Origin of the sequence: Brachybacterium sp. 107 (assembly GCF_052379725.1) — a bacterium.
GTDB lineage: Bacteria > Actinomycetota > Actinomycetes > Actinomycetales > Dermabacteraceae > Brachybacterium.
Genome location: NZ_JBQSYW010000023.1, coordinates 1 through 14,235, shown reverse-complemented (window position 1 = coordinate 14,235; position 14,235 = coordinate 1). Strand labels below are relative to the sequence as shown.

Here is a 14,235-nt window from a genome sequence, read left to right as displayed (position 1 = left end):
ATCTCCCGACTGCGGGCGGACACCCCCCCTGTCCCCTCGCCCCACGATCGCCAGCGGCGAGGAGCCGTTCGTGCGCGGGGGCGACGCCGCCCGCATCCGGATGTCGGCGAGCGCCGCCGGCCCCGTCGGCGGCGACACCTATGTGCTGGACATCCACGTCGGGGCAGGGTCCACGCTCGTGATCCGCGATGTCGGCGCCACCCTCGTGCTGCCCGGGCCGCACGGCGAGGCCTCCCGGTGGATCACCCGGCTGCGCGTCGACGAGGGCGGCACCTGCGTCTGGGTGCCCGAGCCGGTGATCGCCGCCGCAGGCTGCCGCCACCACCACGTGATCGAGGCCGAGCTGGCCGCGGATGCGCGTCTGCTCTACCGCGAGGAGATCGTGCTGGGCCGCCATCGCGAGGAGCCGGGCTCGCTGTCCGCGCGGCTATCGGTGCGCCGCAGCGGGGATCCGACCGTCGTGCAGCAGCTCGACCTCGGCCCCGCGGCGATCGGGTCGAGCGCCACCAGCGTGTTCGGTGCGCACCGGGCGCTCGGGAACGTGATCGTGGTCGATCCCGACGGAGCCCCCGGGCCCGCCGCCGCGGCCCCGGACGCCGGGAGCGCCGTGATGCGCCAGGACCCGGCCTGCGTGCAGGTCACCGCCGTCGGGCAGGACCTGCCCGAGCTGCGCGCACGCCTCGACTCCGCGATGGGCCTGCTCGGCGAACCCTGGGCCTCGCCGGGGCCCCGCCCCTGGTCCGCGGTCCCCCGCTGACCGCGCCCCCAGACCATTCGGACCACACAGACCACTCAGACCTTCCGGACCTGCCAGACGACCCGGACCAGCCAGACCACCCGCCACAGATCGACCCTCCAGGAGGACGCATGACCACCACCGACACCACCACCGGCACCACTGCCTCGACCCACCCCCGCCGCGCGCTGCGGCTGGGTGTCGCCGGGCCCGTCGGCACCGGCAAGAGCTCGACCATCGCGAGCCTGTGCCGCGCCCTGGCCGAGGAGTTCCGCATCGGCGTGATCACCAACGACATCTACACCGACGAGGACGCCCGCTTCCTGCGCGCCGAGGGCGTGCTGCCCGGTGAGCGGATCCGCGCGGTGGAGACCGGCGCCTGCCCCCACACCGCGATCCGTGACGACGTCACGATGAATCTGCTCGCGGTCGAGGATCTCGAGCAGGACTTCGACCCCCTGGACATCGTGCTGGTCGAGTCCGGCGGCGACAACCTCACCGCGACCTTCTCCCCCTCCCTCGTCGACGCCCAGCTGTTCGTCCTGGACGTCGCGGGCGGCGGCGACGTGGCCCGCTAGGGCGGCCCCGGCATCGGCCGCGCCGATCTGCTGGTCATCAACAAGATCGACCTGGCTCCCTACGTCGACGTGGACGTCGACCAGATGCTCGCCGACGCCTCCGCCGCCCGCGAGGGTCGCGCGGTGCTCGGCGTCTCGCGCAAGCAGCCGGAGACCGTGGAGGTCCTCGCCCAGTGGGTGCGGGAGATGCACACCACCTTCCGCGACGGCGGGCACACGCCCCAGGATCCCGGCCCGATGGCACCGCACTTCCACGCCGACGAGAGCGAAGAGGGCGGGTACGTGCACAGCCACGACGAGGCCTCCGCACCGCACGAGCATTGAGCGGGAGATCCAGGAGCCACCCTCACCGAGGTGGCCGGCACGGGGCAGGTTCGGCGACGTCATCCGTCGCGGGACCTGCCCCGTCGCGTCTGCTGATGCCCTCGCGCCGCCTGCCCTGGACCGCCTGCCCTGGGCCGCCTGCCGCGTATCTTGCGCCGCCCGCCGCGTATCGACATGTGAACACCCTCTTGCCCGATCCGCTCCGAGCGGGCATTGTCTGGGGCATGACGTCGATCGCTGCGCGCTACGAGGCCACCCACCGGGTGGTCCGTTCCGCGATGTGCCGAATGATGTTCATGATGATGATGCCGATGATGCATCGTCAGCCGAGCCTCTGAGCGCTCAAGATACCTCCGGGGTCGGCTGACAGGAGCCGGCCGGAAGGCGCGGGCCCCAGGTGCTACCGGGAGCACACCCCTGAAAGATCCGCCGACAGGCGTCGATCCCAGGGATCCCGGGTCCACCAGCCGCCGCGCTCGCTGCGCCGCACCTCGGAGAACGCTCATCATGACCATCGCCCTGGAACGTCCCACCATCCCGTCCCGCTACGCCACCTCGACCCGCGCACTGCACCGCGCCGGCACCGGAGCCCTGCCCTCGCAGGCGTCGGAGGAAGGGGTCACGGTCACCCTGTCCGTCACCCTCCCCGCCGGCACCGGTGACGTCGAAGCAGCCCTCATCGCCGATGACCTGCGCACCCACGCCCAGCGCCTCACGGCGACCCGTCAGGGTCGCACCACCGTCGCGGTCAACAGCCCGCACTCCTTCGCGGCGACCGGCACCGGCACCCGCTCCGCCGTCCGGGCCCTGCCGCCGCGCAGCCAGTCCCCGGCCGCGGTGAGCCCGCTGCGACCGCGCCGGGCCGGCGTCGTCTCGCCGAACTCCCCTGCCCGCAAGGATGCCGAGAATGCTCGCCGCCGCGCGCTGCAGGCCACGGCCGTGAGCCCGTCGAGCCCGTCGGTCGCCGTCGGCGAGGACAGCCTCGTCATCGACCTGTTCGGCCGCCGAGTGCGGATCGACGGCCAGGACGTCGACCTGACCTACAAGGAGTTCGAGCTGCTCGGGCAGCTGGCCCAGAACTCGCGCCGCACGATCTCGCGCGAGGAGCTCATGGAGACGGTGTGGGCCGAGTCCCCGGCAGAGACCGGCGAGCGCACGGTCGACGTCCATGTGCGGCGTCTTCGCACCAAGCTGGGTCGCTACCGCCGTCTGATCTCGACCGTGCGCGGCGCCGGCTACCGCCTCGACCCGGGCAGCGACGTCGCCATCCTCGGCTGATCCACGAGCACGCAGGCCTGACGACCGGGCGCGGCGAGGAGCCGAAGGGGCGAGGGGCCGGAATGGCGAGGAGCCGGAGCGGCGAGAAGTTGCCCGGCGACCGGTCGACGGGCCGCCGCGAGGCGGCCCGCCGGTCCCGGAATGCGACGAGCGGCCCGGAGCACTCAACCGACAATGTCGGGGGCTCACGGACCGCTCGTCATGCCTGTCGTCCGTCAGGGGTGGGTGCGGGCGATCAGGCTGGACGGGCTGCCAAAGTGGGGGAACCTGGCGTGGTGCCCGTCCGGCCGCTCCCCGTGAGGGGGGTCTCGAGAAGCGGCACATCTGTTAAGTTTTCAACGTATTCGTCCAGCGGGAACACTACCAGCTCATACGGGGGATCGCGTCACCCGATCGCTGATCGCCTCCATCGACGCGTTCTCTTGGAGTCTAGGCCTTCTCCGGCGTCGTGTAAACGCGCCACGTGCCCCTGTTTTCGCAGGTGGCATGCAGGTTCAGCGATCTCCTCACGTGCCGCTCAGACCAAGATTCCGTCATGGGATGACAAAAGACGAAGGCGAGGCCCCGGTTCGGCCCGGCGACCCCGCCCCCGCCGTGTCGACGCCGCTCTCCGGCAGCGATCAGCGAAGGTCCAGGATCCGGCCCGTCGGCCGCCCTCGTCACGGACGAAGTGTGAGGACCGTCGCATCGTCATGGAGCTTGCGGGGTCGGCGGGACGCCTCGAGCGACCGCTCCCCCGCCCTGATCCCGTCGATCACCTCACGAGGGTCGACCTCCAGGGCGAGCGTCAGCGAGGTGTCCCCTTCCTGGTCGAGCAGGTCCACGGCCCGGGTGATGCCGTCGGAGACGAGATGCACCGATCTCAGCGTCGCCCAGGGTGTGCGTCCGACCAGCGCCTGCTGCGCCGCCTCCGCCTCGTGCCGCACCACCCAGAACCCGCCCGGAGCATTGCGCCGCGCCTCGACGGCCGTGGCCTCCCGCTCCTGGGCGACCATCTCGTCGACCCGCTGATCGGTGATCCGCGTGACCTGACCATCCGTGCCGTGCAGCAGCAGCGAGGAGTCGGACAGCACGAGGTGCTCGAGGTGCTCGCCGACCCGTCGTACGAGGACCACGGTGGCCGACGGCCCGCCCGCGTCGAGATCGCACTCGTGCTCGTGCAGCCCGCGCACATCGGCGATGGCCCCCGCCAGCGCACTGCGCAGGTCGAGGAACGGATCCTGGGCACGGGTCAGCAGGTGTCCGGCGACGGCATGGGAGAACCAGGCGACGCTGTGGTGGCAGCCGGCACGGAAGCGCTGGGGGATCCCGGCCCCGTCCAGCAGCACGGCCACCTCGCCCAGCGCACCGGCCGCATCCTCGTTCTCGCCGGAGCCAGCCGGCTCGGACAGCAGAAAGGTGTGCACGTCGCCACTGTAGGCAGGGCCCGGGGTGGTCGTCGAGGGGCATCCGGGGGTCCCGCGCCCGTAGAGTAGGGCCGACCCCTGCCACCCGGCCGCATCCGGCCGGACGGGCATTCAGGATCCGGAAGGAACTCATCGATGATCGCGCAGGCGCGGATCACCTCCGACACCACCGCCACCGTGCACCTCGCCGACGAGACCGTCGAGGTCACCGGGGCGGATCTGCCGGAGATCCGCAATCGGGTGAAGCAGGTCTTCATCACCACGGCACGCACCGGGGAGAAGGCCGTGGACGTGGTGATCGTCGAGCCCGACGTCCGTCACCACCTGCGGGTCGAGCCCACCGGACGCATCGCCGGACGCGCGGCGGACGACCAGCCGCTGTACGGCCCCCCGATCGATTCCCCGCTGATCGCTCCGCCGGTCGTCGAGGAGGAGCTGCCCACCGACGACACTGTGGACCTCAGCTCGATCGATCCGGCGCTGCTGTCGGCCGGCGGTTCGATCCCGGCCTCCGCAGCGACCGCATCGAGCCCGGTCACGGGCGAGCATGCCGCCATCGGCGCCGACGAGACCGGGGAGCTCCCGGCCGTGCGCTCCCGCGCCCGCCGCCGTCGCGCCGCGGCGATGTCTCCGGCCGATGTTCAGAACACCGCGTCCTCCAGCTCCGCGTCGCCCGCTCCGTCGGTCGCCTCGGCAGAATCCGCGCTCTCCGCACCGTCGGCCTCCTCTGCGCCGTCGGCCTCCTCTGCGCCGTCGGCCTCGTCTGCGCCGTCGGCCCCTTCCGCACCCTCCGGGCATTCGGCGCCGTCTGCTCCGTCTGCCCCGTCGGCCCCGTCGGCCCACGCGGCGGCCTCCACCCCGGCGGCCCCGGCGCCCTCTGCGCCCTCCGACCCCGTGCCCTCCCCGGCCCCGGGCGCGACCGGCCGCGCTCCGTCATCCTCGCCCTCGGCGCGGCGCCCGCTGCCGGGGCGCGCCCCCGAGGCCGGCTCCCGCCCCACCCTGCAGGATCTGCAGAGCTCGACCTCGAAGCCGGAGAAGGTCCGGGCCACCCGTGGCCTCCCGGGCTTCATCACCCGGGTCACCGGCGGCGTGATCTCCCCGCGGCCCGGCAAGGTCGAGCGCCGGGACACCGAGCGCCTGGAGCGCGTGCGTCAGCCTCTGGACGGTCCGCGCAACATCGCCGTCGTGAACCTCAAGGGCGGTGCCCACAAGACCACCGCCTCGCTGATGATCGCGGCGTCCCTCGGCGTGACCCGCGGCGGCAACGTGCTGGCCTGGGACAACAACGAGACCCGCGGCACCCTCGGCTGGCGCGGCATCCCCACCGACCATCACCGCACCGCGGTCGACCTGCTGCAGGACATCGACAAGCTGCGCTCCCCGGACGCGAGCAACGCGGACCTCGATCCCTATGTGCGCCCCCAGGGCGAGATGCGCTTCGACATCCTCGCCTCCGACGAGGACCCGGGTTCGGCCGCCTCGATCGACGGCGAGGCCTTCGCGGACCTCAACGACGCCCTCTCGCGCTTCTACCGGATCAAGGTCATCGACACCGGCAACAACGTGCGCGCCTCGAACTGGCTGGCCGCCGTGCGCAACGCCGATCAGCTCGTGATCGTCTCCACCGTGCGCGAGGACACCTTCAACGCGGCCGCCTGGATGATCGACGAGCTGCGGGCGACGGGTCTGGCCGAGCAGGTCGACCACGCGGTGACGATCCTGTCCCACTCCTCCAAGGGCAAGGTCGATCCCGTGCTGCGCGACCGCCTGCTCGCGCACTTCGGCGCCCACACCCGCGCGGTGGCCGAGGTGCCCTACGAGCAGCAGTTCGTGGACGGCTCCCACCTGGACTGGACGCGCGTCTCGGCGAAGACCAAGGAGGCCTGGCTCGACGCCACGGCGCTGATCATCGACGGGCTCTGAGCCCTCTGTCCACAACCCAGGCCCCGCCGTCCCGGATGTCGGGCGCGGGGCCTAGGCTGGGATCATGCCCACCCGCCGCCTCAGCCTCGTCGTCGACGAGGACCTGGGCCCCGCCCTGTGGGTGCGGGAGGAGACCGGTCCGGGCCGCTCGAAGGCCCTCGAGGATCTCTCCGACCTACGGCGGGAGGCCCCGGCCGCTCTCTCCGAGGCCCTCACCGCAGCACCGGACCGGCTGCGCCACCGGGTACGGATCGCGGGCCGGGCCAGTGATCGCCGGGTCCCCGCCCTGCCGCTGAGCGGCACCGCCCTGACCGCCGTCGTCGGAGCGGTCACCGAACTGCTCGAAGCACGCTTCGGCGACGCCTTCGCCGAGCAGGTCTCCGCGCTCCTCACCGACGGCGCCGCGGCCCGGCTCGGCGGTGAGCTGGTCGCGATGCCGGACCTCATCGCGGCCACCGTGCTGGATCTGCGTGCCCGGGACGTCGTGGCCGACCGCGCGATGCGGGTGCGCGCCCGCGAGCGCTTCGGCCGTCCCGTGCTCGAGTGGCGCGCCCCGGAGCGGGACGCCCCGCCGCTGCTGCACGCCCTGGTGGACGGGCACGCCCGCTCCGCCTTCGCGGAGCACCTGAGGACGGCACAGGCCCCGGAGGAGGACCGCCTCGGCGTGCTGTGGGCGCTCGCCGACGACGGGGACCTGCGCGCCGATCTGCCCGCGCAGCGCCGGATCACCGCCGCGTTCGATGCCTTCGTGGACTCCGGCCGCCCCGGCGTGCAGCTCACCTCCACCGACAGTGAGCTGGTGGTGCGCCTGTTCCAACCGCCGGTGGGCACCGCCTGGCCGCTGCAGACCTGCCTGCGGGAGCACGACGGGACCGTCCATCCCGTCGCGGATCTGCGCGCCGTCGGGGACCTCACCGCCGCCGGGGCCGCCGAGGCGTCCGCCGCGGTGATGCGCCTGGCCCCCACGGTGCGCGGCGCATCCGTCGACGAGACCGGTGTGGACTGGCTGCTGACCACCGCCGAGGCCGGGGAGTTCCTCTCCCGGGACACCCCGGCGCTCGAGGACGCCGGGGTCACGGTGCTGCTGCCGCGCGACTGGACGAAGCAGCGCACCACCCTGCGCCCGCAGGAGGCCGAGGAAGAAGGCACCCAGGAGAAGAAGTCCTCCGGCGTGGGTCTGGGGGCGATGGCCTCCTTCCGCTGGCGGGTCGCCGTGGGCGACACCGAGCTCACCGAGGAGGAGATGGAGCAGATCCGGGAGGCGCAGTCCGAGCTCGTGCAGCTGCGCGGCCAGTGGGTGCGCCTGGATGCCACCACCCTGCGCGCCGCCGAGCGGTTCCTCGATGCCTTCACCTCCCGCACCCGCGACCGTCGCCTGCGCACCGGGGACGACGGGATCGTGCAGGACGCGCCCTCCCTCGACCCATCTGCCGGCCCCGGCCCCCACCTGTCGGCCCCGTCGACCCGATCAGCCCCGTCGACCAGATCTGCCCCGTCGTCCCCGTCGGGCGCGTCGGCCCCGGCGATGCCGGATCTCCCGCCCCCGCCGGTCGAGGTCTCCGGGCAGGCGCCCTGGCTGGAGATGTTCTCGCTGATCCTCTCCCCCGACGCCGCCGACGTGGACTTCGGGATGTCCGCGCTGGTCTCCGGGGGCCGCCACGGGCTGGCCCGGCTGATGCCCGGCGCCGAGGGCGCCTTCCCCCACCCGCAGCCCCGTTCCCTGCAGGCCACCCTGCGGCCGTACCAGGTCGACGGCCTGAACTGGCTGTGGGCGCTGGACCGGATGGGGCTGGGCGGGATCCTCGCCGACGACATGGGACTCGGCAAGACGATGCAGGTCCTCGCCCTGCTGTGCCGCGAACGGGAAGGCACCGACGCCTTCGGGCACGAGCGGTACTCCATCGAGGTCCCCGACGTCGTCCCCCCGGCGACGCCCGGGAGCGTCGGCCCCACCCTGCTGGTGTGCCCGATGTCCGTGGTGGGGGCCTGGCAGCGCGAGGCCGCGACCTTCGCCCCGCACCTGGCCGTGCACGTGCACCACGGCGGCAGCCGCCTGCGGGACGAGTCCTTCGTCGCGGGCGCCAGCGATCTGGACCTCGTGATCACCACCTATTCCCTGCTCGCCCGCGATCTCCCGGTGCTCTCCGCCGTTCCCTGGCACCGCATCGTGCTCGACGAGGCGCAGCACGTGAAGACCCCGGGCACCCAGGTCACGCGCGCCGCCCGCACCCTGCACGCCCCCCATCGCCTGGCACTGACAGGCACCCCGGTGGAGAACAAGCTCGCCGATCTGCACTCCCTCATGGAGGTCGCGAACCCCGGGCTGCTGGGCAGCGCGACCAGCTTCCGGGACCGCATCGCCACCCCGATCGAGGAGGACGGGGACGGCGCGGCACTGAGCCGTCTCAAGCTCGTGACCTCCCCGTTCATCCTGCGCCGGGTGAAGACCGACCGCTCGATCATCAAGGACCTGCCGGAGAAGAACGAACTCACGAGGGTCGTGAACCTGACCCCTGAGCAGGCAGGCCTCTACCAGGCGCTGGTCGACGAGCTGATGGTGAAGATCGACGGGGCCGACGAGAAGACCCGCCGCACGCTCGTGGTCTCGACCATCACCCGGTTGAAGCAGGTGTGCAACCATCCCGCCCACTACCTGGGCGACGGCTCGTCGATCCTGCGCGAGGACCAGCACCGGTCCGGGAAGCTCGAGCTCATCGATGACGTGCTCGAGGCAGCCTTCGCCGACGGGGAGAAGGCGATCCTGTTCACCCAGTTCACGACCTTCGGGCACCTCCTGGTCCCGTACTGGGAGGAGCGCTTCGCGGAGTACGGGATCAGTGTGCCGTTCCTCCACGGAGGCGTCTCCAAGCACGACCGCGATCAGATGGTCGCCGAGTTCCAGGAGCATCGGGACCGCCCCGGGCTCATGCTGCTGAGCCTGCGCGCCGGTGGCACGGGCCTCACCCTCACCGCCGCCAACCACGTGGTGCACCTGGACCGCTGGTGGAACCCCGCGGTCGAGAACCAGGCCACCGACCGCGCCTTCCGCATCGGCCAGCGCCGCGACGTCACCGTGCACAAGCTGGTCAGCGCCGGCACCGTCGAGGAGAAGATCGACACGGTCCTCGCGGACAAGCAGTCCCTCGCCGATCTCACCATCAGCCCCGGGGAGGACTGGCTCTCCGACCTCGACGACGACCGTCTGCTGAACCTGCTGACCCTGGACGAGGACGAGACGTGAGGGACGGTCGATGAGCATCAAGCTGGTCTCGCGCCGCGGCGCGATCGGGAAGGGCTGGCACGCCGCCGCCCTGCGCGACGCCGCCGAGCGCCTCCTGGGAGTGGGCCGCTCCGGCAGCGGGAGGGCCGACGCCCGCGCGGGGCGCGTGCAATGGCTCGACGTCGAGGCGGGGATCGCCCGCGGCGACGTGCTCGACGCCGACGGCGAGCTGTACCAGGCGCGCATCGACCTGCCCGTCTACTCCCCGTCGGACCGCGAGGTGTTCCTGCAGGTGGTCCGGGCCCGCCCCGAGCTGCCCGCCCGACTCGCCGCCGGCGACTACCCGCAGGAGATCGAGGGCGCGCTGGCCCCGCACGAGATCTCCCTGCTGCCGCGCGACGCCTCCGAGCTGAGCCACGACTGCTCCTGCCTGGACTGGCCGGGACCCTGCCGCCACGTCGCGGCCCTGGTGTACGTGCTGGTCGAGGCCGTCGACGAGCACCCCGTGCACCTCGTGACCCTGCGGGGCCTCACCCTCGAGGACCTGATCGCGCCCCGGGAGAGCACAGGGGCCCGCAATCTCTCCGGGCCTGCCGATGCCGCAGACGCCGACGGGACGGACGACGACGACGACGGATCCTCCCCCGGCCCGGCTCCGACGCCGGCTCCCTACGATCCGGCCCGCACCGACCCCTCCCTGCTGACCGCGGCGATCGGAGCGGAGCCGGCCCGAATCATCGCGGAGTTCTACGGCTCCCGCGCTCCGGTGGCACCCGAGCCGCCGGAGACTTCCGAGCCGCCGGAACCCGCGGACCTGCCCGACGATCTCGCCCGGCCCGACAATCCCACCACGCCCGACGTCCTAGAGTGAGATCCATGCCTTCCAGCTCCATCGCCTCCATCCCCAGCACGCCCGGCACCCCCAGCGTCATCGTGCCCCCGGCCGCTCTCGCCGCGGTCTCCGCCCTGTTCGAGGAAGCCGTCGAGCAGCACAGGACCTCCGGGGTGGCCTGGGCGATCGTCGGCGGGCACGACCATGGGCAGGCCGTCCTCGCGCACGGCGCCGCCGGGTCCCGCGAACTGGACGACGGGGAGCTCGCTGCGGGCTCCGCCCCCATGGACGGGGCCACGATCTCCCGCATCGCGTCGATGACGAAGTCCTTCACCGCCGCGACGATCCTCGCCCTGCGCGACGAGGGGACGCTCCGCCTGGACGATCCGGTCAGCACCTACGTGCCCGAGGCCGCCGGGGCGTTCGAGCTCGCCGCCGACGAGCCCGAGCCCACTCTGCGCCATCTGCTCACCATGGGCGGCGGCCTGGTCACCGACAACCCGTGGGGCGATCGGCAGGAGGCCATGACCCGTGAGGAGTTCGCGACCCTGCTCGCCGGCGGGCTCGGCCATGTGCACCGGCCCGACACCGGTTTCGAGTACTCCAACACCGGGTACGCGCTGCTGGGCCGCGTGATCGACGAGGTCACCGGCTCGGACTACACCGCGCAGATCCGCGAGCGCTTCCTGGAGCCGCTGGGCATGGCGGATACCGCCTTCGAAACCTCCGGCCTGGACTCCGCCCGGGTGGCCACCGGTCACCGCCTGGCCGACCGCACCGACGCCACCCGCTTCGAGCCGGTGCCGCTGGACTCCCCCGGCGTGTACGGCGCAATGGCCGGCCTGTTCTCCACGGTCGACGACGTCGCGACCTGGGTGCGGTTCCTCGCCGCCGCCGACGCTCCCGACTCCGCGGCGCGGGATCAGGCGCTCCTCACGACGGCCTCGCGCCGCGAGATGCAGCAGCTCAAGCGGCACCACCGGATGCCCGCCCTCCCTGCCGGCGAGGACGGCCGTTCGCCCGGCTTCGACCGGATCCGGGGCTACGGCTTCGGGCTGGTCATCGAGCAGTTCCCCGACCTCGGCGAGGTCATCTCCCACTCCGGCGGATACCCCGGGTACGGCTCGTTCATGGTGTGGCACCGCGCCACCGGCGTGGGCGTCGTGGCACTCGCCAACTCCAAGTACGCCCCCGCGGTCCCCCTCTCGATGCAGGCCCTGCGGATCCTGCAGCGCGAGGCACCGGCCCTGCTCGCCCCCGCCGCGGTGCAGGCCGCACCCCGCACCCTCGAGGCGGCCGCGGCTGCCCTGGACTGGCTGCGCACCGGTGAGGACTCCGTGGCCGACGCCTGGTTCGCGGACAACATGGACCTCGACACCTCCCGCGCCGAGCGTCGCCGGCGCCTGGACGCCGCCCTCGCCGCGACCGGTCTCGCCGCGACGGGTTCGGACACGACGGGCTCGGACACGACGGGCTCGGGCACGACGGGTTCAGGCACGACGGCACCGAGCTCGGACGCCCTGGCGTCCCTGCGGGTGGAGGATGCGACGGCGATCAGCCGTGCGCAGCTGCGCTGGGTGCTGCCCGGCGTCGGGGACGGCGCCCCCTCCCTGCGCATCGACCTGCTCATGGACCCCCGGCGCGAAGCGCTCGTGCAATCCCTGGACATCACGGCGGTCGCACCGCGCTGAGCGCGCGGCGCACCTGTCGGCATGCGGTCTGACGTGTCGGAATGCCTGTGCCTATCCGACGCGTCGGACCATGTGCTCAGGGAGATCCACGCGCTGACACGGGGCGGCCGGTCACGCGGCCGGTCACGCGGCCGGTCACGCGGCCGCTCACGCGACTGGTCACGTGGCTGCTCAGGCGAAGGCGTACCCGTCGCCGTCGTCGGTGAGGGTGCAGGAGAGGTAGTCACCCTCGGGCGTGAGGGCGATGACCCCTTGGTCCTGCTCAGCGCATTCCTGGCCGGGGTCGACCTCGGCGAAGGCCGCGTCGATGCTGCTGGTGCCGACACCAGCAACACTACCAGCCCCGGCGCCGTCGGCACTGCCGGCGCCGAGCGCGGACTGCTCGGGGAAGATGATCAGCAAGGTGATGGCCACGATCACGCCGAGGACGATCGCCGCGGCGATCCCGAGGCCCACGGCGATCAGGGTGCTGCGGTCCTTGCCCCCGCCCTGGGCGGCGGTAGCGCCTGTCGGGGACTGGGTGCCCGACCGGGCACCGGAGTGCGTGGCGTACTGCTGCGGCGTGTACTGCTGCTGCATCCGACCCTGCGGTCCCGGTCCGTGCTGCGGCGCCCCGTACGGGGAGGTTCCCTGCTGGGTGGACGGGTGCTGGGTGGGCGCGTTCTGGCCGGGCGCGTAGTGGCCGGGTGCGTGCTGCGTCGATGCCTGCTGCCCCGCCCACTGCGGTCCCGTCTGCGGGGACGGCGAGCCGGAGGAGAAGCCCTGCTGGACCTGGCCGGCTCGGATCGCCTCGAGCGAGGAGGGGTTGACCTGGGAAACGGGCCGCTGGGGTCGCACCGCCCCGGGAGCGTCCGCCGGCAGCGGGTCCAGGGTGTCGCGGAGGTCGAGCGGAGATCCGTCGGCGTGGGTCAGGGGGTAGCCCTGCGGCACGCGCGGCAGATCGCGGCGCACCGTGTCGGCGTCCTGGTAGCGGTCCTCGGGCTGGGCGGCGACCAGCTTGCGGATCACCGCGGACAGCTTCGGGGTCACACCGCGCAGGTGCTGGGTGAGCTCGTCGGGCCGGAACGAGCCGTCGTGGAGCTTGATCGGGCCGTTCAGGGCCACCATCGCGACCACACCCGCGGCGTAGAGGTCATGGGAGGGCACGGGCTCCGCCATCGCGAACAGCTCCGGTGCCATGTACCCGGGGGTGCCGTTGACCATGCCCACGTGCGTGAAGCGCACATCGGTCTCGTGCACGGCGATGCCGAAGTCCGCGAGCCGGGAGACGGGCACGGCGCGGCCGCGCGGCTCGAACATGATGTTCGCCGGCTTCACGTCCCGATGGATCCAGCCCTCGGCGTGGATATGGGAGAGTCCGTCGAGCAGCTGGTCCAGGAGCACGACCACGGCGGGCTCGGCGAGTTTGCCGCGCGTCTTGACCACGGATTCGAGGGTGCCGCCGGAGGCCAGCGGCATCGCGATCACCACGTGCTCGTCCTCCGCGCCCCAGCCGTAGGGGGTCAGGAGGTGGGGGTGATCGAAGCTCACGCCCTTCTCGCGCACGAAGCGCATCAGATCGGCGGAGTCGCGCTGGCGCAGCACCTTCGCCGCACACAGCTCCTCGGTCTTCGAATCCCAGGCACGCCAGACAGACCCGGAACCGCCCTTGGCGATCAGGTCGATGAGGGCGAAGCGCCCGACGATCACATCAGCCATAACTTCCCCAGCATAACCACGAAACTCCCGGCCGCTATGCTGACCTTCATCTCTGTGGGTCCAGGTCCGTTCCCGGGGCTCGCGCACCACGATCGGATGGGGGTTCTCGTGGTCCTGGCCGCACCCTTCCGGAGCGACTCGTTCTGGGATCCCGTCGCCTTCTCCTGGCCGCTGCTGGGCCTCCTCGTCGCCCTCACCGCCGTGCTCACCATCGGCTTCCTGACCTGGGCTGTGCTGCTGCCCGAGCAGCCCGAGCACGACACCCGGGAGCTGGTGGACCGGGCCGTCCGGCGCGACCGCGGGCGGGCCGACGACGTGCGCCGCGGGCTCGAGGCCGAGGCCGGGCGCGCGGACCCCTCCGCCCCCGGCCGCCGATGAGCCGCCGGCTGCCGATGGCCCCCCGATCGGCGATGACCCCGCCCCGCTCCGCACTGCGCCGGCGTGATCTCGCCGGACTGGTCGCCGCCTCCGGAGCCGTGCTGCTCGGCGCCGGCTGCCGCCGCGATCCAGCCCTCGTGCCCACCTCGGGCGAGATCCCGCGGGACCCTC

General features: G+C 72.7%; 9 protein-coding genes and 1 pseudogene. 8 read left to right on the top strand and 2 right to left on the bottom strand.

The window, feature by feature from the left end; genetic code table 11:
• Positions 1-70 precede the first annotated feature (70 nt).
• The 3 genes and pseudogenes from ACT3UL_RS17215 (at position 71) to ACT3UL_RS17205 (ending at position 2,916) form a co-directional block, all read left to right on the top strand.
• Complete coding sequence (locus ACT3UL_RS17215; protein WP_444579588.1) at positions 71-757, top strand: urease accessory protein UreD; 687 nt, start codon at positions 71-73, stop codon at positions 755-757.
• 110 nt (positions 758-867) lie between these two features.
• A pseudogene (ureG, locus tag ACT3UL_RS17210) lies at positions 868-1,638 on the top strand (urease accessory protein UreG).
• A 507-nt stretch (positions 1,639-2,145) separates the two neighbouring features.
• Positions 2,146-2,916 (top strand): winged helix-turn-helix domain-containing protein, encoded by a 771-nt coding sequence (locus ACT3UL_RS17205; RefSeq protein WP_444579587.1) that lies wholly within the window; start codon positions 2,146-2,148, stop codon positions 2,914-2,916.
• Between the two features lie 659 nt (positions 2,917-3,575).
• Here ACT3UL_RS17205 and ACT3UL_RS17200 read toward each other — a convergent pair.
• Positions 3,576-4,322, bottom strand: coding sequence for a protein phosphatase 2C domain-containing protein (locus tag ACT3UL_RS17200; protein WP_444579586.1), 747 nt, complete (start codon positions 4,320-4,322; stop codon positions 3,576-3,578).
• Between the two features lie 135 nt (positions 4,323-4,457).
• Here ACT3UL_RS17200 and ACT3UL_RS17195 point away from each other — a divergent pair, with 135 nt between their 5' ends.
• The 4 genes from ACT3UL_RS17195 to ACT3UL_RS17180 all read left to right on the top strand — a co-directional run bounded on the left by ACT3UL_RS17195 (position 4,458) and on the right by ACT3UL_RS17180 (position 11,988).
• Positions 4,458-6,245, top strand: a complete 1,788-nt coding sequence (locus ACT3UL_RS17195) for a MinD/ParA family ATP-binding protein (protein WP_444579585.1) — start codon at positions 4,458-4,460, stop codon at positions 6,243-6,245.
• A 64-nt stretch (positions 6,246-6,309) separates the two neighbouring features.
• Positions 6,310-9,486 (top strand): SNF2-related protein, encoded by a 3,177-nt coding sequence (locus ACT3UL_RS17190; RefSeq protein WP_444579584.1) that lies wholly within the window; start codon positions 6,310-6,312, stop codon positions 9,484-9,486.
• A gap of 10 nt (positions 9,487-9,496) precedes the next feature.
• Positions 9,497-10,336, top strand: a complete 840-nt coding sequence (locus tag ACT3UL_RS17185; protein ID WP_444579583.1) for an SWIM zinc finger family protein — start codon at positions 9,497-9,499, stop codon at positions 10,334-10,336.
• Positions 10,337-10,341: 5 nt separating this feature from the next.
• Positions 10,342-11,988, top strand: a complete 1,647-nt coding sequence (locus tag ACT3UL_RS17180) for a serine hydrolase domain-containing protein (RefSeq protein WP_444579582.1) — start codon at positions 10,342-10,344, stop codon at positions 11,986-11,988.
• 171 nt (positions 11,989-12,159) lie between these two features.
• Here the strand turns inward: ACT3UL_RS17180 and ACT3UL_RS17175 are convergent, their stop codons facing one another.
• Positions 12,160-13,686: a serine/threonine protein kinase gene (locus ACT3UL_RS17175; protein ID WP_444579581.1), complete on the bottom strand. Its 1,527-nt coding sequence runs from the start codon at positions 13,684-13,686 to the stop codon at positions 12,160-12,162.
• Between the two features lie 96 nt (positions 13,687-13,782).
• Here ACT3UL_RS17175 and ACT3UL_RS17170 point away from each other — a divergent pair, with 96 nt between their 5' ends.
• Complete coding sequence (locus tag ACT3UL_RS17170; protein WP_444579580.1) at positions 13,783-14,064, top strand: hypothetical protein; 282 nt, start codon at positions 13,783-13,785, stop codon at positions 14,062-14,064.
• Positions 14,065-14,235: the final 171 nt, after the last annotated feature.